This is a genomic window from Nonomuraea sp. NPDC050451 (assembly GCF_044458585.1).
Map to the genome: position 1 here is coordinate 768,282 of NZ_JBITHZ010000003.1, position 22,525 is coordinate 790,806.

General features: G+C 70.3%; 22 protein-coding genes and 1 pseudogene. 11 read left to right on the plus strand and 12 right to left on the minus strand.

Annotated elements, in window-relative coordinates:
* Position 1: 1 nt before the first annotated feature.
* Entirely contained in the window at positions 2-3,157 is a 3,156-nt protein-coding gene (locus ACIBI9_RS14890; RefSeq protein ID WP_397222561.1) for a BTAD domain-containing putative transcriptional regulator, read from the minus strand.
* An 89-nt stretch (positions 3,158-3,246) separates the two neighbouring features.
* Between ACIBI9_RS14890 and ACIBI9_RS14895 the strand changes: the two genes are divergently transcribed.
* Positions 3,247-4,749, plus strand: coding sequence for an MFS transporter (locus tag ACIBI9_RS14895; protein ID WP_397222563.1), 1,503 nt, complete (start codon positions 3,247-3,249; stop codon positions 4,747-4,749).
* A 90-nt stretch (positions 4,750-4,839) separates the two neighbouring features.
* Here the strand turns inward: ACIBI9_RS14895 and ACIBI9_RS14900 are convergent, their stop codons facing one another.
* Positions 4,840-5,880, minus strand: coding sequence for a trypsin-like serine peptidase (locus tag ACIBI9_RS14900; RefSeq protein ID WP_397222564.1), 1,041 nt, complete (start codon positions 5,878-5,880; stop codon positions 4,840-4,842).
* Positions 5,881-6,196: 316 nt separating this feature from the next.
* On the minus strand, positions 6,197-6,559 hold the full coding sequence (locus ACIBI9_RS14905) for a nucleotide pyrophosphohydrolase (RefSeq protein WP_397222565.1): 363 nt from the start codon (positions 6,557-6,559) through the stop codon (positions 6,197-6,199).
* A 41-nt stretch (positions 6,560-6,600) separates the two neighbouring features.
* Between ACIBI9_RS14905 and ACIBI9_RS14910 the strand changes: the two genes are divergently transcribed.
* The 5 genes from ACIBI9_RS14910 to ACIBI9_RS14930 are packed head-to-tail and all read left to right on the plus strand — an operon-like array spanning position 6,601 to position 10,487.
* Positions 6,601-7,047, plus strand: a complete 447-nt coding sequence (locus ACIBI9_RS14910) for a MarR family winged helix-turn-helix transcriptional regulator (RefSeq protein ID WP_397222567.1) — start codon at positions 6,601-6,603, stop codon at positions 7,045-7,047.
* Between the two features lie 32 nt (positions 7,048-7,079).
* Positions 7,080-7,883 carry an alpha/beta fold hydrolase gene (locus tag ACIBI9_RS14915; protein ID WP_397222568.1) on the plus strand — a complete coding sequence of 268 codons (804 nt, stop codon included), beginning with the start codon at positions 7,080-7,082 and terminating at the stop codon, positions 7,881-7,883.
* A 49-nt stretch (positions 7,884-7,932) separates the two neighbouring features.
* On the plus strand, positions 7,933-9,534 hold the full coding sequence (locus ACIBI9_RS14920) for a serine/threonine-protein kinase (RefSeq protein ID WP_397222569.1): 1,602 nt from the start codon (positions 7,933-7,935) through the stop codon (positions 9,532-9,534).
* Between the two features lie 56 nt (positions 9,535-9,590).
* Positions 9,591-9,758: a hypothetical protein gene (locus ACIBI9_RS14925; RefSeq protein WP_397222570.1), complete on the plus strand. Its 168-nt coding sequence runs from the start codon at positions 9,591-9,593 to the stop codon at positions 9,756-9,758.
* A gap of 51 nt (positions 9,759-9,809) precedes the next feature.
* Positions 9,810-10,487 carry a helix-turn-helix domain-containing protein gene (locus tag ACIBI9_RS14930; RefSeq protein ID WP_397222571.1) on the plus strand — a complete coding sequence of 226 codons (678 nt, stop codon included), beginning with the start codon at positions 9,810-9,812 and terminating at the stop codon, positions 10,485-10,487.
* On the opposite strand, the gene ACIBI9_RS14935 is transcribed toward ACIBI9_RS14930, so the two are convergent.
* From ACIBI9_RS14935 to ACIBI9_RS14950, 4 genes are read right to left on the minus strand one after another with little or no spacing between them, the layout of a single operon-like run.
* The gene (locus tag ACIBI9_RS14935; protein WP_397222572.1) at positions 10,471-11,121 is read right to left on the minus strand and encodes an alpha-ketoglutarate-dependent dioxygenase AlkB family protein; all 651 of its coding nucleotides are present in this window, start codon (positions 11,119-11,121) and stop codon (positions 10,471-10,473) included. The two genes, ACIBI9_RS14930 and ACIBI9_RS14935, sit on opposite strands and share 17 nt — an antisense overlap.
* A complete protein-coding gene (locus tag ACIBI9_RS14940; protein ID WP_397222573.1) occupies positions 11,097-11,354 on the minus strand; it encodes an Ada metal-binding domain-containing protein in 258 nt (85 codons plus the stop codon). The genes ACIBI9_RS14935 and ACIBI9_RS14940 overlap by 25 nt, the downstream gene beginning before the upstream one ends.
* Positions 11,351-12,040: a 2OG-Fe(II) oxygenase gene (locus ACIBI9_RS14945; RefSeq protein WP_397222574.1), complete on the minus strand. Its 690-nt coding sequence runs from the start codon at positions 12,038-12,040 to the stop codon at positions 11,351-11,353. Before ACIBI9_RS14945 ends, ACIBI9_RS14940 begins: the two co-directional genes overlap by 4 nt.
* Positions 12,040-12,525 (minus strand): methylated-DNA--[protein]-cysteine S-methyltransferase, encoded by a 486-nt coding sequence (locus tag ACIBI9_RS14950; RefSeq protein ID WP_397222575.1) that lies wholly within the window; start codon positions 12,523-12,525, stop codon positions 12,040-12,042. The genes ACIBI9_RS14945 and ACIBI9_RS14950 overlap by 1 nt, the downstream gene beginning before the upstream one ends.
* A 106-nt stretch (positions 12,526-12,631) precedes the next feature.
* Here ACIBI9_RS14950 and ACIBI9_RS14955 point away from each other — a divergent pair, with 106 nt between their 5' ends.
* The gene (locus ACIBI9_RS14955) at positions 12,632-13,435 is read left to right on the plus strand and encodes a lysophospholipase (RefSeq protein ID WP_397222602.1); all 804 of its coding nucleotides are present in this window, start codon (positions 12,632-12,634) and stop codon (positions 13,433-13,435) included.
* Here ACIBI9_RS14955 and ACIBI9_RS14960 read toward each other — a convergent pair.
* The 3 genes from ACIBI9_RS14960 to ACIBI9_RS14970 form a co-directional block, all read right to left on the minus strand.
* Positions 13,428-13,763 (minus strand): hypothetical protein, encoded by a 336-nt coding sequence (locus ACIBI9_RS14960; RefSeq protein ID WP_397222576.1) that lies wholly within the window; start codon positions 13,761-13,763, stop codon positions 13,428-13,430. The genes ACIBI9_RS14955 and ACIBI9_RS14960 overlap by 8 nt on opposite strands.
* A 304-nt stretch (positions 13,764-14,067) precedes the next feature.
* Positions 14,068-14,850 carry an FAD-dependent thymidylate synthase gene (thyX, locus tag ACIBI9_RS14965; protein ID WP_397222579.1) on the minus strand — a complete coding sequence of 261 codons (783 nt, stop codon included), beginning with the start codon at positions 14,848-14,850 and terminating at the stop codon, positions 14,068-14,070.
* Positions 14,851-15,021: 171 nt separating this feature from the next.
* Complete coding sequence (locus tag ACIBI9_RS14970; RefSeq protein WP_397222580.1) at positions 15,022-16,092, minus strand: helix-turn-helix domain-containing protein; 1,071 nt, start codon at positions 16,090-16,092, stop codon at positions 15,022-15,024.
* A 136-nt stretch (positions 16,093-16,228) separates the two neighbouring features.
* Between ACIBI9_RS14970 and ACIBI9_RS14975 the strand changes: the two genes are divergently transcribed.
* Both ACIBI9_RS14975 and ACIBI9_RS14980 read left to right on the plus strand, forming a co-directional pair.
* Complete coding sequence (locus ACIBI9_RS14975) at positions 16,229-16,696, plus strand: nuclear transport factor 2 family protein (protein ID WP_397222581.1); 468 nt, start codon at positions 16,229-16,231, stop codon at positions 16,694-16,696.
* Between the two features lie 1,014 nt (positions 16,697-17,710).
* The gene (locus ACIBI9_RS14980; RefSeq protein ID WP_397222582.1) at positions 17,711-18,397 is read left to right on the plus strand and encodes a DUF4386 domain-containing protein; all 687 of its coding nucleotides are present in this window, start codon (positions 17,711-17,713) and stop codon (positions 18,395-18,397) included.
* A 2-nt stretch (positions 18,398-18,399) separates the two neighbouring features.
* Here ACIBI9_RS14980 and ACIBI9_RS14985 read toward each other — a convergent pair whose 3' ends face one another.
* Together ACIBI9_RS14985 and ACIBI9_RS14990 are read right to left on the minus strand one after the other, a co-directional pair.
* Positions 18,400-18,534, minus strand: coding sequence for a hypothetical protein (locus tag ACIBI9_RS14985; RefSeq protein ID WP_397222583.1), 135 nt, complete (start codon positions 18,532-18,534; stop codon positions 18,400-18,402).
* A gap of 515 nt (positions 18,535-19,049) precedes the next feature.
* Complete coding sequence (locus ACIBI9_RS14990) at positions 19,050-21,071, minus strand: CocE/NonD family hydrolase (RefSeq protein WP_397222584.1); 2,022 nt, start codon at positions 21,069-21,071, stop codon at positions 19,050-19,052.
* A gap of 90 nt (positions 21,072-21,161) precedes the next feature.
* Here ACIBI9_RS14990 and ACIBI9_RS14995 point away from each other — a divergent pair.
* Both ACIBI9_RS14995 and ACIBI9_RS15000 read left to right on the plus strand, forming a co-directional pair.
* Positions 21,162-21,374: pseudogene (locus ACIBI9_RS14995) on the plus strand (maleylpyruvate isomerase N-terminal domain-containing protein); the annotation flags it as partial.
* Positions 21,375-21,875: 501 nt separating this feature from the next.
* A complete protein-coding gene (locus ACIBI9_RS15000) occupies positions 21,876-22,136 on the plus strand; it encodes a hypothetical protein (protein WP_397222604.1) in 261 nt (86 codons plus the stop codon).
* The last annotated feature ends 389 nt before the right edge of the window (positions 22,137-22,525 follow it).

Here is a 22,525-nt window from a genome sequence, read left to right on the forward strand (position 1 = left end):
CTCACAGCAGGTCGGCCGCCTCGTCGAGCTTGCGGGTGGCGCCCTCCCGGTACGCGGCCGCGAAGGCCTCCTCGCCGAGCGCCTCGCGTACCCTTGCCGCCGCCCGCTCGACGTCGGCCTGCTCGGCCGCCCCCGCGGGGGTCTGGTTCCGCTCCCTGGCCGCGGCCGCCAGCCCCAGCAGCACGGCCGCCTTCTCGGTCGGCCCCGCGGCCGAGGCCGCGCCCTCCACGGCGAACGCCATCGTCCTGACGTCGCCCATCCTGCGGGCCGCGGCCAGCGCCTCCACGTGCAGCTCCATGGCCGCGGCCGGGTCCCCGCGCAGCTCCGTGAGATAGCCCAGCTCGACCAGCGTGTCCGGCAGGTACAAGGGGGGCTCGACGCCCGGGCCGCGCGGCACGCCCTCGATCAGCCGGCGCAGGTGCGTCTCGGCCAGGTCCAGCCGCCCGGCCCGGCGCGCGGCGAAGGCGAGACCCATCTCGCCCATGATCGTGCCCTCCACGTAGCCCTGGCTCTGCGCCAGCTTCATGGCCCGCTCGCAGAACTCCATGGAGCGGTCGTAGTCGCCGGTCTGCATCGCGATCCAGCCCAGCCAGGCGATGCGCGTGGAGACCTCCGGCCACAGCCCCAGGTCCTCGGCCATCCGCAGCCCTTCGCCGAACAGCCGGGTGGCCCGCTCCGCGTCGGTCGCCATCTCGGCCAGCGACGCCAGCCAGGCCGTGGCCTGCAGCAGCCCCCACCGGTCACCCAGCTCGGTGAACAGCCGGGCGCTCTCCTCACCGATCCGTTCGAGGGCCTCGATGTCCCGCGTCGTGAACGCGTCCCTGGCCTGCCTGGCGAGCGCCGCCGCGACGCCCCACCGGTCGCCGGTCTCCCTGAACGTGGCCAGCGCCCGGGCCACCAGCTCCTGCCCCGTCGGCATGTCCTTGACGTGCATGCTCACGAACAGCTCGGCCCTGGCCCGTTCGCCCGGGTCCTCGACCGCCGCCAGCACGGGCGCCCAGTCGACCTCCTCGCCCAGCATGAGCGCGAACCCGGCCTCCCAGGCCGCCGCCCTGGCCCGGACTGGGGCGGCGGCCCCGTCGACGGACAGGGCCGCCGCCAGCGCCCGCCGGCCCTCGGCCAGCCGGCCGCGCAGGAACCAGTACCAGGCCAGCGCGTTCACCAGCCGGGCCGCGTCGTCGGCGGCCTTCCGGGCGACCGCCGTGTCGAGCGCCGCCCGCAGGTTGGCGGCCTCCGCGTCCAGGCGCAGCAGCCAGTCCCGCTGGTCGTGCCCGTACAGCTCCGGCTCGGCCTGTACGGCCAGCGCCAGGTAGTGGCGCAGGTGCGCGAGACGTACCCCGTCGAGCTCGCCCGCGTCGGACAGCTTGGCCCGGCAGTACTCCGACACCGACTCCAGCAGCCGGTAACGGACGCCCGCGGGGGCTTCGACGACGACCACGAGCGAGCGGTCGACCAGGCGGGCCAGCAGGTCGAGCACGTCGAGCTCGGAGGCGTCGCAGACGGATTCAGCGGCCTCCAGCGTGCAGCCGTCGGCGTGCACGGCGAGGCGGCGCAGGACCTGGCGCTCGTCGTCGGACAGCAGGTCCCAGCTCCAGTCGATCACCGCGGTGAGCGTCTGCTGCCGGGCCGGCGCGCCCCGCTGCCCCGAGGCCAGCAGCTTGAACCGGTCGTCCAGCCTGGCCACCACGCCCTGGACGCCCAGCGCCCGCACCCGGGTCGCGGCCAGCTCCAGCGCCAGCGGGATCCCGTCGAGCCGCCGGCAGAGCTGCGCCACGGCCGCCGCGTTGCGCGCGTCGAGCGCGAACCCCCGGGCGGAGGCCGCGGCCCTGGTCACGAACAGCCTGACCGCGTCCGAACGCGCCATGACCGCCAGGTCGGCGCTGCCCGGCACGTCGAGCGGCGGCACGCTCCACAGCACCTCGCCGGCCACGGCCAGCGGCTCCCTGCTCGTGGCCAGGATCCGCAGGTCGGGACAGGCCCGCAGGAGCGCCTCGGCCAGCTCGGCGACCTGCTCGACCACGTGCTCGCAGTTGTCCAGGACCAGCAGCATCCGCCTGGCCCTGAGCGCCGCGCCGAGCTGCCGCCCCAGCGCCAGGTCCCCCTGGGAGGCGGGCTCCCCGGCAGGCGCGCCGGCGTCCTCGCGGATGTCCAGGGCGGCCAGCACGGCCTCCGCGGGGGAGCGGGACGCCTGGTCGAGCGCGACCAGCCAGGCCCCGTCCGCGAACCCGTCCACCAGCCGGTTCGCGGCCTCCAGCGCCAGCCGGGTCTTGCCCACCCCGCCGCTGCCGGTGAGCGTCACCAGCCGTTCCTCGCCCACCAGCGCGCACACCTCGGCCAGCGCCTCGTCCCGGCCGATGAGCTTGCTGACGGAGGCGGGCAGGTTCGTGACGGGACGGTCGGCGGGCACGCTCAGGGCCGGGTCCTGCCCGAGTATCGCCTGGTGCAGGGCGACCAGGTCGGGTCCCGGGTCGAGGCCGAGCTCGTCGGCCAGCCGGTCCCGCAGCTCGCCGTACGAGGCCAGCGCCTCGCTCTGGCGTCCCGCGCGGTACAGGGCCCGCATGTGGACGGCGCGCAGGCGTTCCCTGAGCGGATGCCTGGCCACCAGGTCGCCCAGCTCGCCCACCAGCAGGCCGTGCTCGCCCAGCTCCAGTCGCGCCTCGGCGTGCTGCTCCAGTGCGGACAGCCGCTGCTCCTCCAGGCGCAGGATGGCCGACCTGGTGTACTCCTCGTCGGCGAAGTCGGCGTACGCGGGCCCCCGCCACAGCGCCAGCGCGTCGGCCAGCAGCCCCGCCCTGGTCCGCGGGCTGTCGGTGGCCTCCGCCCGGGCCAGCAGGTCGGCGAAGCGCGCCGCGTCCACGGCGCCGCCCTCGTGGCGCAGCAGGTAGCCGGGCGCGCGGGAGACGACGAGGTTCTTGCCGCCGGGCTCGGCGTCCTCGAACGCCTTGCGCAGCTGCGAGACGCGCACCTGCAGCGCCCCGGCCGGGTTGCCCGGCGGTTCCTCACCCCACAGGTCGTCGACCAGCCGGTCCACGGACACGGGATGGCCCTCGTGGACGAGCAGGTCCGCGAGCAGCGCCCGTACCTTGAGCCCGGGAACCGTGACGCTCTCGCCGGAGTCCGTCCACACGGCCAGCGGGCCCAACACCCCAAAACGCATGCTGGTCACCTTATGCGCGGCCTTAAGCCCGCGAAAAGAACATCGGAAGCCCCTTACAGCACTGTGAAGGCATCTGAAAGGGGAACGAGATGAACGCCACCACACTCGAGGACACGTCCACGGGCACCCGCGCGGGCCGCCGGGAATGGATCGGGCTGGCCGTCCTGGCCTCCGTGGCCCTGCTGCTCTCGGTCGATGTCAGCGTGCTCTACCTGGCGCTGCCGCACCTCAGCGCCGGCCTCGGGGCCGGCGCGCCGCAGCAGCTCTGGATCATGGACATCTACAGCTTCATGCTGGCCGGGTTCCTGGTCACCATGGGGACGCTGGGCGACCGGATCGGGCGGCGCCGGCTGCTGATGATCGGGGCGACGGCGTTCGGCGCGGCCTCGGTGGTGGCCGCGTACTCGGTGAGCGCCGAGATGCTGATCGTCGCCAGGGCGCTGCTCGGCATCGCGGGGGCGACGCTGATGCCGTCGTCGATGGCGCTGATCAGGAACATGTTCCAGGACGCCAAGCAGATGGGGACCGCGATCGGGCTCTGGTTCAGCTGCTTCATGCTGGGCATGGCGGCCGGGCCGATCGTGGGCGGGGTGCTGCTCGAGCACTTCTGGTGGGGGGCGGCCTTCCTGATGGGCGTGCCGTTCATGGTGGCGCTGCTGGTGGCCGGGCGGACGTTGCTGCCCGAGTACCGCGACCCGAACGCGGGCCGGCTCGACCTCGCCAGCGTCGCGCTGTCGCTCGCGACCATCCTGCCGGTCGTGTACGGGCTCAAGGAGATCGCGAGGAGCGGCTGGCACCCGGTGCCCGTGGCGGCGGCCGTGGCCGGGGCGGCGTTCGGCGTGGTGTTCGTACGGCGTCAGCGCCGGCTCGCCGACCCCCTTCTCGACCTGCGCCTGTTCGGCAACCGGGCCTTCGCCACCACGCTCGGGACCATGCTGCTCGGCGGCGTCGTGATGGCCGGGACGACGCTCATGACCACCCAGTACCTGCAGACCGTCGAGGCCATGTCCCCGCTGGAGGCGGGTCTCTGGCTCGTGCCGCAGAACCTCGCCATGATCGTCGCCCTGACGCTGGCTCCCGCCCTCGCCCGCCGCGTCGGCACCGCGTACGTGATGGCCGGCGGATTCGCCGTGGGCGCGGTGGGGCTGTTCCTGCACACGCAGGTGCCGAGCGCCGGCGGCACCGGGCTGGTCGTGGCCGGGCTCGTCCTGGCCTCCGCGGGCATCGCGCTGCCGATGGGCGTGGGCAACGGCGTCATCATGACGGCCGCGCCCGCGGAGAAGGCCGGCTCCGCGGCCTCGCTGTCGGAGACGGGCGGGGAGTTCGGCGTCGCGGTGGGTGTGGCCGCGCTGGGCAGCCTCGGCAGCGCCGTCTACCGCGGGCAGCTCCCCGAGCACCTGCCGGTGGAGGCGGTCCGCGAGAGCATCACCGCCGCGGTGACCGCCGCCAAGGACCAGCCCGACCTGCTGGAGCTGGCGCGGGCCGCGTTCACCACGGGGCTCAACACGGTGGCGGTGGTCAGCGCGATCACCTTCATCGGCCTGGCCGCCCTCACGCTCGCGATCCTCAGGCGCCACAACCCGACACCGTGACCCCTCGCACCGCGACTCACGCCGGACCGGCCCCGAGGCCGGTCCGGCGTCGTTCTGCCGCACGGCCCCTCAGCGGGGTGCGGTAGCCGTTTACGCGATCGAGCCGGTCCAGGCCGCCGCGGCGGCCTGGTAGATGACGTTCACCGCGCCGTCGAAGTACGGCGAGACGCCGGTGTCGTAGCGGTCGTCGCCATCGGTGTCGGCAACGCTGATCGTGATGCCGTTGAGGTAGCCGGCACGGTAGTCGCTGCTGTAGCGGTACAGCCAGGAAGAGCCGAGGGAGCCTTCACCGGTGAACGGGGACTCGACGCCGATGAACAGGTCGGCGGGGAGGCCGGACAGCGTCATGGTGGAGATCGACCCGGTGGACCATTCCAGGTTCTCGCCCGTGTAGGGCCGCCGTCCGTCAGGGTTGGGTCCGGCCGGGTAGCCGAAGACGTCCATCATGGAGTCCGTCGGCTGATTCCAGGCGAAGCCCTGCCCGCCGACGTTGTCGACCAGCCTCCCGGTGTTGGTCAGCACGTCGGGGGAGGGCGAGACCACGCCGTTGTAGACGTTCACGAAGGCGAAGTCGCGGTCGTAGTCCTTGTACGTGGAGAAGTCGAAGTGGGCGAAGGCCTGCTTCCCGACGTACAGGCCCCACGGGGTGGTGCCGGCGGTGTAGCCGGGGACGAAGACCCACTTGTCGAGTGTGGTGTCGGAGCGCTGGAGGTCGTACACGCAGTGACCGGCCGTGGCGACGAGGTTGCGGTACTGCGACTGCTGTGCGGTGCCCGTACACCAGTGAGGCTGCCCGTCACCACCGATGAAGAACACCTTGCCCGAGGTCGTGGGCATTTTGCCCTTCGGCTCGGCCGGACCCGGCGCCGGCGCGATCGAGCCGGGCTTGGTGTCCGGGACGACGGGGGTGGACACGCGTTCCCCCTGGACCTCGGTCTGTACGGCGTAGGGTGTGGCGTTCTTCAGATTGGCGGCTCCGTCGGCGAGCCAGAACCGCGCGATCTCCTGAGCGGTCGACGCAGTGGCGAGAGGGGCCACCGTTATCACGTCCTCGGCCTGCGCCGGGGTGGAGATGACGGTGGATCCCAGCAGCCCCAGGCCGATGCCTAACGCGGTCAGTGTGCGTCTCATGGTTGAGCTTTCCGTTCTTGTCACAGATAAGGCGGATCTAAAGATCTCCCGGGACACAACGCCATAAAGTGACACATTCAGTCAAGAAGCACGGAAAGTGATGCACCTGAAGAATCGAACACAATGTCGAACCGGGTTGGGTGGCTCTCGTGCTGCGAAGATCCACTCCAGGGTGGAGTTCCGGCCGATCCGGCCCGGCGGTCACGCGGAGTGAAAGGTCCAGGTCGCCGCGACGGCTCGTCATCGCGTCCTTGATCCGATTCCCAGCGAACTTACAGCAAAGGGCGCAGTCTGTAAGGTCGCGAGTGCTGCCGCGTCAGCCGGAGTGTGAGGAGGGCGGGGCTTTCCTGGCCGAGCCGCGATATCGGTCGGCGTCGTAGCGGCGGTCGTTGTCGTCCAGCTTGGCCTGGGCCGCCTCCATCAGGTCCACGCCCAGTACGTCGGCCAGCCGGATCAGGTAGAGGGTCACGTCGCCCAGTTCGGTACGCATCCGGGCGAGCGCGTCGGGATCGGGCTTCACGGACTCCTCGGCCGTGAGCCACTGGAACTCCGCCACCAGCTCCCCGACCTCGCCCGCCAGTGCCATGGCCAGGTTCTTGGGCGTGTGGAACTGCTCCCAGTCCCTGACCCTGGCGAACTCGCGCAGGCGTTCGGCAAGGCGTTCCAACTCCGTCGTCACGTAGCACGACCTTACCCATCCCCGCCGGTATGTTGCTGACCGTGAATGGGGTCGAGCTGTTCCTGTTGGGCCGGATGCTGATGAAGATCGGCGAGGAGGCCATGCCGGCCGAGGGCATCGGTGAGCACTCCACGAGCGTGCGCACGGTTCTGATCGTGGTGAGCGACCTGCGCGGACACCCCGACACCACCGTGGGTGAGATCGCCGCCCGCACCGGGCTGCCGCAGAGTGCCGTGTCGGCGGCCATCGCGCGGCTGCGCTCCGCGGGTGCGGTGATCGCCGAGACGGATCCCGCGGATCGGCGGCGCACGATCCTCCGTGAGGCGCCCGAGGTGTCCGAACGGGTGACGCAAGTCAGGGATACCCCGGTCGACGCCGCTCTGGGGGCCGCGCTGGGCACGGACGACCCGCGGCGCGTGGCGGAGACCGTGGCGGTCCTGGAGGAGCTGGCCGCCAAACTGATCCCGGGGAAAATGCATCGAACTTGATGTATCAAATTTGATGGATTACCCTGGAGGGCATGAACGCAGACATCTTGCGCATGCCGGACGCCGACATCTACTACGAGGTGCGTGGCAGCGGTCCGTTCCTGCTGATCTCGCAGAGCGGCGAGGGCGACGCCGGTCGCACCGTTGACCTGGTCGATCGGCTGGTGGACGCGTACACGGTGATCACGTACGACCGGCGCGGGCTCAGCCGCAGCACGGTCCCCGGCACCGGCGTGAGCGTGCGGGAGCACGCCGACGACGTGCACCGGCTGCTGGCCCACCTCACCGACCAGCCCGTGATCATGCTGGGGCAGAGCCTGGGCGCCTCCATCGGGCTCCACCTGGCCGTCGAGCACCCCGACCAGCTCAGCCTGCTCATCGCCCACGAGCCCGTCTCGCCGTGGCTGCTGCCCGAGGCCGAACGGGCCGAGCACCGCAAGGAGCTGGCCGAGCTCCAGTCGCTCTACCGCGAGGGTGGCCTGCCCGCGGCGATCGGCCAGGTGAAGCGGGTGCTCGGCATCACCGAGGACGCCGAGACCGGCCTGACCCCGCACCCCATCACGCCGCAGCGGCAGGCGAACTTCGACTTCTTCGTCCTCCACGACTTCACCGCCGTCGTGGAGGACGAGCTCGACCTGAGTGCCTGCCGTACGCGCATCCTGCCCGCGGCCGGCCACACCACCCCGCACCACGTCTTCGACCGCCGGTGCGCGGTCGAGCTGGCGGGGTTGCTGGGCACGGAGCTGGTGGAGTTCCCGGGTGGGCACAACGGCAACACCAGCCATCCCCGGGCGTACGCGGCCAGGCTCCGCGAGGTTCTCCAGACCGTCGGCTGAATCACCTCGCTTCGGGCGGGTGTCACCCCGAACCTGTACGCTTCCGCGCGTGTCCGAATTATCGGTTTCTGGCTATGAGATCAAGGGTGTTCTCGGCCAGGGCGGCTTCGGTGTCGTCTACCTCGCCCTGCAGTCGGCCGTGGGCCGCGAGGTCGCGCTCAAGGTCGACAACCGGGTGCTGCTGTCCGAGCGCGACCGGCGCCGGTTCATGCGCGAGGTCACGGCGGCCGGGGCCCTGTCCGGTCATCCGCATGTCGTGGCCGTCTACGACGCTGGGCTGCTGCCCGACGGGCGGCCGTACATGGTGCTGGAGCTGTGCCCTGGCGGGTCGCTGTCCGGACGGAGGCTCTCGCCGGTCGAGGCGCGTGACGTGGGCGTGCGGATCGCCGACGCGCTGGCCGCCGCGCACGCGCAGGGGGTGCTGCACCGGGACGTGAAGCCGGGCAACATCCTGGTCAACCGGTACGGCCAGGTGGCGCTGTCCGACTTCGGGCTGGCCACCATGCCCGCGTCCGGGCCCGAGGCGTCGGTGACGCGCGAGTCCCTGACGCCGTCGTACGCCCCGCCCGAGGCGTTCGAGCTGGCCGAGCCGACACCGGCCGGTGACGTGTACGCGCTGGCCGCCACCGTCTACGCCCTCCTGAACGGCCGCCCGCCGCGCTTCCCGGAGAGCGGCGTGCCGAACCTGGCGATGATCCTGGCCCTGCACCGCCTGCCCGTTCCCGACATTCCCGGCGTGCCGCCCCAGTTGACCGCCGTGCTGCGCCAGGCGCTGGCGAGCGACCCGCGCGAGCGCACGCCCACCGCGGAGGCGTTCCGCGACGCCCTCGCCGCCGTCCCGCTCGGCCCCGCTCCGGTACGTGACGCCGCCCCCGCCGGGGGACGTCACGCCGCGCCGCTGCCCCCCTCCCAGCCGATCGGGCAGCCGGTGGGACAGCCGATCGGGCCGCACGTGAGACACCCTGGGCCGCCGCCGATGATGGGCTCGCCGGTCACCGGCCCGCCGCCGGGCGTTTACGCGGACACCATGCCACCCGCCCCGCGCGGCACCTCGAGGGCGCTGGTCTCGATCGTCGCCGCCCTGGCCCTGGTGATCTCGATAGGCGTCGGCGTGGTCGTCTACACGTACGTCACCAAGGAGCCGGGCGGCAAGGAGGCGTCGTCTCCCAGCGCTTCGGCCTCCGCCCGATCCACGGAGGAAGAACCGGTGAAGACCGTGTTCAAGGGGCTGAAGACGTACACGGAGAACTGCCCGGCGAGCAAGGTGCGCGGCGGGGAGGCGGCGTGCGTGCAGGAGTCGGAGTGCTGGGGCGGCCTGGTCATCATCTCGGGCGACACGAAGGCCAGGCGGGTCGGGTGCGAGGAGGAGCACTCGTGGGAGACGTTCGCGGTCGCCCCGATCCCGTCGGACGCCGACACGTACGTGCAGCAGGACCTCGCCAAGCACCCCACGGTCAAGCGGATCTGCAGCCGGGCGGTGCTCCTGGCCAGCCGGGTCGGCACGGCCAGGAACTTCGGCGCGGCCAAGTGGATGGCGGACGTGATGCCGCCGTCGCAGGCGCAGTTCGAGAACGGCACGCGCTTCCTCCGCTGCATCGGCAGCCTGACCGGCCAGGCGCCGCGCCGGTCCTACTTCCATCGAGGAGCTTGACGGTATCTCCACATTCGGCGGCCACTGTCTGCACAAGTGATCCCTAGCCTCGGATCGTGCGGATTCCTCCCTGGGCACTCCTGCTGTGGATGTCCGTGTCGTGCCTGGTGTTCGTCGCCCTGGCCCTGCACATGGGCTGGCTTTTCAGCCAGTTGTGGGTGCTCGCGCCGTTCGCGCTGATCGGCGCGCATCTGATGCACATCCTCCTCGCCATGCCGCCCTGACCGTCATGGCGGTGGCTCGATGCGGGTGGTCAGGACGGCTAGGCTGCCCGAATGGACTTGAAGGATCGGGTACGCGAGCTGCGCGCCGAGGGCCGCTCCCCGAAGGAGATCGCCAAGGCGCTGAAGGTGTCGCCGTCCGTCGTGGCGCCGCTGGTGCGGGCCATCGCCTCGGAGGCCCCCGCCCCCGAGCCCGAGGTGGTCGGGTGCTGGGTCAACACCGGCTGGAGCGAGGGGCTCACCGTCGACCCGGCCCGCGGATGGGTGGACGAGGCTCCCGGCTCGGGCATGGGCGGCCTGGTGTGCGTGCTGGTCGCGCGGCGGCACACCTGGGACAGAATGACGGTGGCCGGCTACCTCGCCGACGTTCACTGCCTCGGGGCGAAGAACGCGATCGGTCCCGACGTGCTCGACGACCGCGACCTGCGGCGCTTCCGCCAGTACTTCTTCGGCGAGTACGCGGGCTTCCAGGAGGCGCCGATCGAGCTGGCCCAGCACCTGGTGTTCGGGTCCGTCGACTACGCGCGGACGCTCGGGTTCGAGCCGCACGAGGACTTCGCTCCGGCGGCCGACGTGCTGGGCAAGTGGGAGGGGGACGCGGCGATCACGTTCGGCCGTGACGGCAGGCCCTTCTACACGCAGGGGCCGGACGACGACCCCGCGAAGGTGCTGCGGACGCTGCGGCGCACGCTCTCCGACGAGGACTTCGACTACGTCACCGAAGGCCCGTGACGCGCATCGTGATGTTGAGGCGGCCGGAGGCCAGGCCGGTGGCGGGATCGCCGGTGCCCGGATGGACCTTCGGCACGCCGTGGTAGGCGAAGCGCGACGACCCGCCGAACACGAACAAATCACCTGAGGCGAGTTCGACATCCGTGTACGGGCGGCCGCGCGTCTCGGTGTTGCCGAAGCGGAACAGGCAGCGGTCGCCGATGCTCAGCGACACGACCGGGGCGTCGGACTTCTCGTCCTTGTCCTGATGCATGCCCATCCTGGCCTGGCCGTCGTAGAAGTTGATCAGGGCGGTGTCGGGTTCGTACGTGTCGCTGGGGCGACCGTACGCGTCGGCCAGGGCGCGCCGCCCCAGCTCGCCGAGCCACGCGGGGAACTCCGCCACCTGCCGGCCGTTCACGTCGTGGGCGACGCGCGTGTAGCGGTACGGCTGCCAGTGCCACCCCACGCACACCGTCCGGACCGACATCACGCCGCCCCGGGGCAGCACGGTGTGCCGGATCGGCACGGGCCCCGTGGCCCATGCGCGGCACGCCTCGACGAGGTGGCGCTGCTCGTCCAGCGTCAGCCATCCGGGCACGTGTACCGCGCCCGGCGCGATCTCCCGCGTCACGATGTCTCCCGGCCCTTCCATACCTGGTACGCCTCCGGTAAGCACTTCGAACACGGCCGATACCCGGCCGCCACCGCGTCACCGGCGTCCGCGAAGAAGACGCGATGCCGGATATATCCCCCGCGAGCGATGGCGCGCAGCGCCGAGGGGCAGTCCAGCCGCCCGTACAGCCGGGCCCCTCGATGCCCGCCCAGCGTGCCGGGCACCGGGCTCGAATACGGGCGGCCGTCGGCCCCCACCAGCGTGTACGTCACTTCGCGTCGTGAAAGACGAGCCCCAGCGTATGCCGCAGCCCGGACCGGACGGTGCTCACCCCGTGCCGCACGGGGGAGGCCGACCAGCCCCGCGAGGAGCGCACGGGCCGGTCGCGCGTGGTGAAGATCAGCCCGTGCCCCTGCGGCAACAAGGTCACCGTCCCCCGCGACTGGGCCCGCGGCCGCTGCTCCACCAGCAGGAACTCGCCGCCGGTGTAGTCCTCGCCCGGCCGGTCCAGCCCGATCACGACCTGCAACGGGAACACCAGGTCGCCGTAGAGGTCGCGGTGCAGCGCGTTCCAGCCGTCGCGTCCGTACCGCAGCAGGATGGGCGTCGGCCTGGTCTGCCCCGCTCTGTGGCACATGTCCAGCCAGTCGTCGAAGTCGTCCGGCCACGGCGCCGGCTGGCCCAGCTTGGCCGCCCAGTCGCGGGCGATCGGCAGCAGCCGCGGGTAGAACTCCGCCCGCAACTTCTCCACCAGCGGCGGGAACGGCCTGCTGAAGTAGCGGTACTGCCCGGCGCCGAACCGGTGCCGCTCCATGTCGATCGTGGACCGGAACAGCCCGACCTCGTCGTACAGGCCGGCGATCTCCTTGCACTCCTCGGGGGTGAGCACCGGCGGCGTCAGCGCGCACCCGTACGAGTCGACCTCTTCCGTCAGTTTCGCCCAGTTTGCTCGGTTCATCAGACGGCGCTCCAGAGCTGCGGCTGCAGGGCGCCTTCGAGCGTGAGCAGCTCGTGCTTGCGCTCAATGCCGCCCGCGTACCCGGTCAGCGTGCCGTCCGCCCCGACGACGCGGTGGCAGGGGCGGACGACGAGCAGCGGGTTCGCACCGACGGCCGCGCCGACCGCGCGGATCCGGTCACGTGGCGCGCCCACCCGCGCGGCCAGCGCGCCGTAGGTCGTCGTGGTCCCGTACGGCAGCTCCGCCAGGGCCGCCCACACCCGCTCCTGGAACGGGGTGCCGCGGGTGGCGAGCGGCAGGTCGAACGAGACCCGCTCGCCCGCGAAGTACTCGGCGAACTGCCGCTCGACCTCTGCGAACGCGGCCGGCTCCCACCGCAGCCCCGCTCCTCCGCCCACGTCGAACGACACGCGCGTCAGCGCCGAGCCGTCACCGACGAGCATGATCTCGCCCAACGGGCTTTCGATGATGCTGTGGATGTCCATACCTTCTTCAACACCGCCGCGTTCTCAAAAGTCAGCGGTTTTCGGACGTCACAGCACCCTCCGGTCGGTGGACGATCACGCGATCATGGGCGTACGCTCGGTGACCATGGCCGAGTCGCGCGAACACACCTTCACCGGCACCACAGGCCTCAACGCGGTCCGCATCTGGCCCCATGGCCGCCCGCGCTACGTGGCCGTCCTGATCCACGGCTACGGCGAGCACATCGGCCGCTACGAGTACGTGGCTGACCGGCTCGTCCGCCACGGCGCCGCCGTCTACGGCCTCGACCACATGGGCCACGGCAGGTCGGCGGGCGACCGGGTGCACATCGCGGACTTCGAGGACGTGGTCACCGACGTCTACTCCGTCGAGGAGCAGGCCAGGGACGACCACCCCGGCGTCCCGGTCGTGGTGATCGGCCACTCGATGGGCGGCATGATCGCGGCCCGCTACGCCCAGCGCTACGGCGACGGCCTGGCGGCGCTCGTGCTGTCAGGCCCGGTGATCGGCGATTGGGCGATCGTCCCGACCCTGCTGGCCTACGAGGAGCCCCCGGACATCCCGATCGACCCGGCCACGCTCTCCCGCGACCTCTCGGTGGGCGCCGCGTACGCCGCCGACCCGCTGGTGTGGCACGGCCCGTTCAAGCGCGCCACGCTGGAGGCGTTCGCCACGACGCTGGCCACGATCGCCAAGGGCGGCCGGCTCGGGCCCCTGCCCACGCTGTGGGTGCACGGGGCCGACGACGAGCTTGTCCCGCTGGGCGGGAGCCGTCCGGGGGTCGAGGCGATCAAGGGTACGGACCTGACCGAACGGATCTACGAGGGCGCCAGGCACGAGGTCTTCAACGAGACCAACAAGGACGAGGTCCTGGACGACGTGACGGCCTTCATCGACCGGGCTATTTGACCGGCAGCCACACGTACCCGGAGCCCCGCGTACGGGTGAGCTCGATCTTCCAGCAGCCCCGCTTCGGGAAGACGAACCCCGTACCCCACTCCTCGCCGGGTTTGTGCCAGCTCGACCCGCCGTGCTCCTCGGGCCCCCAGGCGAGCTTGGCGGGCGTACCGTCCGGAAGCGTCGCCTTGACCTGCAGCGGGCCTTCACCCGTCATCCGCCACACGATCTTGATCTCTTTGCCGCGCGCGAGCGGCGGACCCCCCACGAACAGCAACCCCCACAGCTCCGCATCCCGCCCCACCCCCCGCACCTCGGGGAACCCTCCGGTGAAGAGCACCGAAGTCCCGTTGCACCCGGCACCGGTGGCCGTCGGGCTGGAGCCGGGACTCACGGGGCTCGGACTCACGGGGCTCGGGCTTACGGAGCTGGGACTTACGGCGCTCGGGCTTACGGCGCTTGGGACGGCCGATCGCGCCCCGGGAGCGGGAGCGGGGCCTTCGGCGGAACACCCGGCGCCGACCACCACGAGCAGCGCCACCATCATCAACCACTTCATGCAACCTGTACTCCGGGCGACACCGGGAGGTTCCGGCCGGCGAGCCGGACTGGCCGGGGCGCGGCATTACAGGGTGCGGGACCGGTCAGACCTTGCGCCAGCCTGGTACCCAGGCTCCGTCCTCGACGACGTAGTCGCCGAAGAGGGCGGGCGCTTCCTGGCGCATGAGCTCGCCGATGCGCTGGAACAGCAGTCGGATCTCCTCCTCCGCGCCAGCGGCGGTGCGGGCCTCGATCGTGTGCCGCAGCGTGCGAACGTTCGCAGTCCACACCAGCCCCGTCGCCACGCCCTCCGGGGCGAACCTGCGCATGAACGACGTGCGGTGCTTCTTCTCGGAGAACGGCACGCCCTCCTGGTCGAGCCCGAAGTGCTCGGCCATCCACAGCTGGAACTGCTCGAGCTGTTCCAGCACGGCTGTGGCCCGCTTCATCAGCTCGTCGTCCTCCCGTGCCCACTCGGGGAACCAGAACGGCAACTCGTCCAGCCGGACGAAACGCAGCGACTCCTGCGAAATGGCCACACCCGGGCGGTGCCGCACCAGCTCGTGGGTCAGCACCCGGCTGACGTTGTGCAGCACGAAGCTGAAGCTGACGTGCTCCAGGACCGATCCGTGCGCGCTGGCCAGGATGTTACGGAGGTAATCGTCCTGGTCCTCCCTGATCCGGACCACGTTGGGATTGAGGCCGGGTTCGAAGGAGCGGTAGCAGAGCCGACCGGCGAACTCGGCGAGGTTCTGCGCGTCGAGGTCGCCCCGATCCATCCGCTCCAGCCAGCTCTCCCCGCCGACCTCGGCCAGGTAGCGGGCCAGCTCGTCGTAGTCCAGCGACGGACGGGCGACGATGAAGACCTCGGGTTCGACACTGCGCATGGAGAGCCCCCGCTCGGATCGACCGCTTTTTACGGCCCCAAGCCAACCAGCTCCTGCGGCTCGGCGCGAGTCGATCGCCCCCCGGACGCTCCTAGCTGCGTGAGCGATCTCCGGCAAGGTCGTCCACCTGCCGATCTGGCGACCGTTGCAGGTCTGGAGCCGCGGGCTGCTCTAGCGATGGGTCGCCGATCCGTCGGCGGCCGCCTGCGCGAACGATCGTAGGGTGTGGACGGTGGTGTCGGGGATGGCCAGCACGTCGAGATCGGCCCGCGCGAGGACGTCGGGTTGCGGAAACAGCCTGGTGAGGCCGACCGGGGCGAGGCCGGGCACGACCGCGCCGAACCGGCCGGCGAGGTCACCCAGGATCGCCTGTGCCCGTGCGGCGTCCGGCACCCCGGCACGCACGATGTCGTGTACGCCGACCTCGAACGGATCCCAGGAACCGCACGTCTTCGCGGCGTCGTCGAGGGCGAAGATGCGCCGGACCCGGTGGACGTGGTGGATGAGCCCGTTGAGCCGGGGGAGATGGGCGACGAGCAGCAGTTCGGCCGGGGACCGTTGGGTGATCTCGATCATGCCGGGGTCGTGATCGATCAGGATGGTGCGCCGATAAGAGGCGCACGAGACTGCTTCGACGTTCGGTGTCGCGCGTGCGGCCAGGTGGCGCAGGGCGTCCGCGAAATCGAGTGACTTGTCGTGCGTGAGCCGGATGGCCAGTCCGCCGTCGGCCTGGAGGCGGTCGGTGACTCGCCGTCGGGCCCGCAACTCACGCGGGGTGCCGTGGAAGATCTCGGCGAGGACGCGGTTGAGCTGTCGAACGCTGCCGAAGCCCGCGGCGAAGGCGATGTCGGCTATGCGCAGGTCGGTGTCGTCGAGCAGCCGGCGGGCGAAGTGCGCGCGCCGGGAGCGGGCGAGCTGGTCGGGCGTGACCCCGGCATGCTGCAGAAACATGCGCCGCAGGTGACGTGGCGACACGCCGAGCCGGCGGGCGAGACTGCTCTCCGTCGTGTCGTCCAGAGCCCCGTCGGCGATGAGCTCGACCCCGCGGCACACCAGTTCGGGCATGTCCGCGACGGGGGCGAGTTCCTGCCGGTACGGGCGGCACCGATGGCAGGCGCGGTACCCGGCCGCCTCCGCCGCGGCCGCGGACGGGTAGCGGGTGGTGTTCGCCGGGCGGGGGCGGCCCGGGCAGCCGTCCCGACAGTAGATACCGGTGGTCAGGACGGCGCCGACTGCGTTCACGCTTCCAGCGTTGCACCGATCGGCTCGCTGGATCGGACGGATCCGGACCGGCTGCCAATGCTGGCCGAATGTGACCAGACCTGCTGATCAAGGATCCACGAGAATTCGGGCTCACCCATCTACACAAGGACATCCCGTGAGTGCAGCATCGAACAAGCAACTCGTCATCGACGCCTGGCAGGTCTTTGCCACGCGTGACGCTGACCAGGTCCGCGACGTCTTCGCCCCTGACGCGGAGTGGCTCGCCCCTGCCGACAACGCGACCTCCCGCGCCATCGACGGAACACACCATCTCGTCGGGCGGGACCGCATCGTGCGCTTCCTGACCGAGGAATTCTCCACGGTCTTCGTCGACAACGTGTCCATCGAGTTCGGCGGCTTTTACGCCGACGGCGACACCGTGATCGTCGAGATGCGACTGCAGGCCACCCTCGCCCACGGCGGCCATTACGACAACGAATACTGCTTCGTCTTCGAACTGGAGTCCGGCCTGATCAAGCGGGTTCGCGAATACATGGACACCCAACGCGGCGAGGCATGGTTCCGTTCACCCGCGTCGGCGGACCGGCAGGGCCGATCTGAAACGACGATCACCCGTCACTAGTCGGGAAGCCTGCGGGGGGAGGCTCTTTGCGGCGGACGTGGGCGACGGCGGCGCCTTTCGGCTGGTGCTGTGCCGTTCCCGGCCGCCTTGCCCGGCACGGCACCCCACACAGATGATCAGCGGGGCCGCCGCGCTTTCCAATGGGCCATATAGGCCTTCGGCCAGGAGTCGGCGGTTGAGCACGTAGAGGGCGAAGGGGTGCTCGAAGCGGCGGCCTCTGGTTGCAGTAAGCCGCCGACCAGGGGTTCAGCCGTTGTGGCGGCGCCCCGCGTGGGCCGTACGCAGCACGGAGAGGAAGGCGTCGGACAGGCCGCAACCGCAGTCGATGACCCGGTGATGCGAAGGTTCCGTGCCCGGCGGATGTCCGCTTCCACGGCGTCCGCTTAGACTCGGACCAGCCGGGTTCTCGTCCTCGGGGATGCCGAGCTGGGCCAGGACATCGGGTCCGTCGACGATTGCGCCCTCGATCAGATGGACGCGGAGTAGCCGCTCGGCGCATCTGCCCGTCCAGACCGTGTTCCGCCGCCAGGTGGGGTCAGCAGGTGGGCGTCGACGGTGTTGACCTTGTCGAGTGCTCAGGTCAGACCTTCGGCGGCGGCGAGGTCGGTGACGTGCTGGATCATCGACCGCAGCCGGGTGAGCGGGGCACCGGTCTTCTTGGCGAGGGTCTTGAGGACGGGCACCCGCCGGACGACGGCCTGCTTGACCGCGACGCGACCGCGGCCAGTTCCGCGACCCGGGGATCAAATCTAACCCCCTCGACACCGAGCCGCTCTGCGACATTGCGCGTGCTGACCGCCGTGACGCCCCGCCTCCTCGGCGACGGCCACCGCTGCCTCGATCCCGCCGCTGCCGGCTGAGCGGTGGGTGGGGTGTCGACACTCCGGGCACCCGGACCTCTTTCTGCGGCAGAACTCTTGCGGCCTTACGCATGTAAGGGTAGCGTCGGTAGCAGCCTTACGGGTGTAAGGAGAGGCGTGGCCGGCCCGCGCCGACATATACGGAAAAGGTGTGATGGATAAAAACAGGCGAGCAGCCGCAATTGCCGGCGCACTGGTCATCGTGGGCATGATTGCCGGTATGCTAAGTATTGTTCCCGTTCTCGAGGAGTCGCACTACCTCGCTCTCATTTCCGCACATGAGAACCAGGTCATCGTCGGCGCAGTTTCTCAGTTCATCATGATCCCCGCCTATGTCGGGTTTGCGCTATACCTGTATCCGACATTGAGAATGGAGAACGAAGCACTCAGTCTGGGTTTCCTTGGATTCAGACTGATCGCAGCCACGTTCCATTTCATAGGCGTGATTCTCTTACCTTTGTTTCTTGTGCTGGGTCAGGAATTCGCCCAAGCCGACACTTCGGGAGCATCCCACCTGGAGGCCTTGGGCGAGTTGCTGCGGACGGCGCGCGACCTGGTCAACCATGTCGCGCTAATCATCTCGCTGGGCCTTGGAGATCTCCTGCTGTTCTATATGCTGTACCGGTCGAGATTTGTACCTCGCTGGTTGTCCGCGTGGGGGCTTGTCGGGGCCGGATCAGCTATTTTGGCGAGCTTCTTGGTGCTGGTTCGCCTGACTGATGTCGTCACGCCGCTCTACCTGGCCATAAATGCACCATTGGCCCTGCAAAGCTTGGTCTTGGCCATATGGTTGATCGCAAGAGGCTTCGATACGAAGACGTTAGCGGGTTTCAAAGGCTGAGATTACGGCGGTTTAGCGTCCAAGCCGGTCTTGGCGACGAAGCCGCCGATCAACTGAGGCCGGCACTGCATCTTCTTCAGCCGGGTCTTGAGCAGCCGGGTGAGCTCGCTCAGCGTCGTCTTGACCAGGTTGGCCAAGAATCGTTTCAGGTGGGCCCAGCCGCCCTCGACCGGGTTGAGTTCCGGGCATCTGGATGACTGTCAGCCAGGTCCGATGCCCGACCAGCTCGCGCATGGCGGCGCTGGTGCGGATGTTGAGGTTGTCCCAGAACACCACGAGCGGGCCGCGTAGTTGCTGATGGGCGGCATCGAGCTCGGCCCTCGGAGAGGGACTTGCGTTCGCCCCTGCGCCCCCGCAGCAACCGGATGCAGTAGATCAGCCGGGGCGGCCGGCCGGGCTTGGTGGCGATCAGCGCGGCGATCATCACCGTACCCGAGCCACTGCCCGACACTGCCACTACCGGCGTGCCCCCGCGCCGTCTCCAGCCACGACCGCGGGTGGTCTCAGACCTTGACCGGCCTCATCTTCGCACTCATCGCGAGCGGCCCGCGCGAACAGTAGCTTCGGCATGGCGGAACCCTCCTGCCATGGGGATCCCCCTGCTCAAGGCTCCTGGCCAGGGGCAATTCCACACACTTCGAGGAACGCAGCACTAGGGAGCGCCGAGCACCGGCAGCGTGAGCGACGAGCCGTCCAAGAAGATCTCGAACCGCGTGGGCCGCGTCCGCACGGCCTGCCCCACCGGCTCGCCCGTCCCGTGGTTGCGTGCGAACCGAGGGAACGCCCCGCCCGCCACCTGCACCCGCAGCCGGTGTCCTCGCATGAACCGGTACCCCGTCGGATGCAGCTCGATCTCGGCCCTGACCACGCCCTCGCTTCCCGGGGGCAGCCGCAGGATGCCATCTGTGACATTGCGGGAGACACCGGACGCATCGACGTCGCAGAGCCGTACGAAGAGGTCGGCATGACCGGTGTCGGTACGAACGTGCACGGTCGCGGAGACGGGGCCGACCAGGTCGAGATGGCGGGGAAGCGGAGCCCCGGTGTAGACGAGCACGTCGGGGCGAGCCTCGATGTCCCGGTTGTCGCGCTGCTTCGACTCCCTCATGTCGAGCAGCGGCCCACCGACCGACCGCGTGGGGCGCGCAGGATCGTACGTGAACGTATCCGGACTACCTGCCCCGCCGGGCGCGTCCCAGCCGAGCCGGCGCTGGGGGAGCAGATAGAGGGGTGTGGGCGCGGACTGCGGGGGAGGCCAGGCGTCGAAGTCGAGCCACCGGTTGGCCCGCTGCAGATAGAGGCGTACGGGGGAGCGGTGGAGCTGCGCGGTGTCGCCGAGCAGCTGCGCCGACAACCACGACACCTGATCGACGAGAACCGCCCGAATCGCCCCCAGATCATGCCCCCAGGGCCCAATCACAATCCTGGCCCGCCGAGCACCCAAACCCCGCAACGCCCCCTGGCCCACCCACCCGCCACCAGCACCAACAACCTCGATGGCTCCACCAGCCTCAATGACCCCACTTCCCCCAGCCGCTCGGGCCGCCACATTCGCGCTACCTTCGTCGGCCGCTCGGGCCACCACACTCGCGCTACCTTCGTTGGCCGCTCGGGCCACCACACTCCCGCCGCCTTCTCCCGCCACTCCGGCCGGCGTGCTCGCGCTGCCTTCCTCCGCCGCTTGGCTCGTCGCGCCCCCGCCTTCTACCGCCGCACTCGCGCCGCTTCCCTCTGCCGCTCGGGTCGCTACACCCGCGCCGTCCTCCTCCGTCGCTCTGGTGGGCGCGTCCCCGCCACCCTCCTCCATCGCGCCGGTGCTCTTCCCCCAGTCGACGGCGGACCCTTGCAAAGCCACGAAGTCACGCAGTTGCGCGGGCAGGAACAGATCCCACCAGCCAGTGACCATACTGACCGGCGTGGTCATCTTGGCCACCACCGCGCTGTTCTCGGTGTCGCTCCAGAACCCGTCGCCCGGCTCGGCATGCGCGGCCACCTCACGCAGGAACGGCACCGCCTTCCCGATCGCGGCCAGGTCGGACGTCTCGATCGGCACGTGGGCCATGGCTCGCCGCAACCGGCGGGCCTGGCGCGGGTCGGGCAGCAGGCCGCCCAACCGGGCCTCCTCCTGGGTGCCGATCAGCGCGGACCAGGTCAGCATGTTGTGCAGGGACAGCACCCCGCCCGGATAGAACGTCGTGGTGAACTCGCTCGCCGTGACCCCCAGGCACATCGCCTCCAGCGGCGGATCGAGGTACGGCCCGACCGCCCACTGCGTGTATCCCAGGTAGCTGGCCCCCGCCGTCGCCAGCCGCCCGTCACACCACGCCTGCCCGCGCAACCAGGCGGCCGTGGCCAGCCCGTCCTCCCTCTCCTGGTGGAAGGCCGCGAACCGGCCACCGGATCCGAACGTGCCGCGCACGTTCTGCACGACAACCTGCATACCGCGCCTGGCCAGCACGCGGGCGGTGCCCTTGACGTCGAACTTGTGCTTGCCGTACGGGGTCCGTACGAGCACCACGGGCAGCGGCCCCGCACCGCGCGGTCGGTAGCGGTCGGCGAGCAGCACCACGCCATCGGGCATCGGAATGCTCAGGTCGTGGGTGATCTCGATGTCGGGTGTCGTGGCCTCGGGCAATCCGAGGAAACGGTCGAGCAGTCCGCTGAGCAGGCCCATAGCAGATCCCCTTCGGCTCCGGCCCCAAGCGTACGCGGAGCCGATGACTTTTCCCGGGCACGCGGGTCTGCATGTGAGAGAGGAGGCGATATGTGCGATCAAGAAAAGGCACTGGCCGCGGGGGTTGCACTGCTGGAACGGGCGATCGACTACGCGCTGGGCAGCCTCCGCGTCGTCACCCCGGCCACCCTCTGCCGTCCCACTCCCTGCGCGGACTGGAACCTCCAGCACCTGCTCGACCACATGGCCGACTCACTCCGAACCCTGAACGACGCCGCCTCCGGCCACATCCCCCCACCGCCGCCACGAATGCCCGTCATTCTTGCCTCAACATCCAGACCCCCAAACCCGCGCACGCCGCCCACCCCAGCCCCTCAAAGGCCGACCACCCCCACACCAGGCGACGGTGGTGGCGCTCCTTCACAGTGCAGCCTTCGCAGGCCGACGGCACCCGCGTCCGGCGGTGCAGACACCGCCTCATCGCGCTCCAGTGTTCGTGGGTCCGCTGCGTCTGCGTCGGGCGGAGGGGGCGGTGCCTCATCGGGCACTGGCCTTAGCGGGTCGGCCGTACCCGCGTCCGGGGGAGGAGCGAGCGCCTCTTCGCGTTCTGGTGTCCGTGAGGTGGGTGTGTGCGCGACCGGAGAAGGAGACAGGGCCGCTTTGCGCTTCGCTGGCTTTGCGCCGCGGAGGGAAAGGTGCGGGGCCAACCCGGCGCTCCTTCTCAGGGACCGCGCCACAGAGGCGCTGAGTGTGTGGGTGGGCACGGTCACCCATCCCGGGATGGTGTCCATAGGTGATCGCCACTTGACCGCCCCCATGGTGGCCGCCGCGGGTGCGATCGAGATCGCCGTGCACGGCTGGGACGTCGCCAGAGCCTGCGGCGAGCACCACCCCATCCCGGCCCCCATGGCGGAGGAACTGCTGGACCTGGCCCACCTGTTCGTCACGGACGTTGACCGGCCGCACCGGTTCGCCCCGCCGAGGACCCGGCCCGCGCACGCCTCAGCCCAGGACCACCTTCTGGCCTATCTCGGCCGTGACCCGAACTGGCCAACAACCCTCTGACCAGCTCAACGACCCCAACCTCAAGGACAGAACAATCCAGCCCATCCAGCATTTCCCGCTCACACGCCGTACGATCACCCTGTACCGCAACCACGTCGGGGACACCGACCACGGAGCCCAGCACACGTCCGGCCGGTCGTCAGCGGGGCGGCGACACCCGATCGCCGTGACCCGGCCGACCAACGTGGTGGCGACGACCGTTCTTCGTGCGGCCGTCGCCACCACCACGCCCCGCCCTTCCTGCACAAGGTGGATGGACGCACGCCTGAGGCCTGCACCCGGGCCGACGTCTGGGGGGGTATCACTCTAAGTGTGGAAATGATCACTCTGGGTAGATGATCGAAGGTAAAGATCAACCACACAGCATTCGGGGGAATGTGGATCATGTC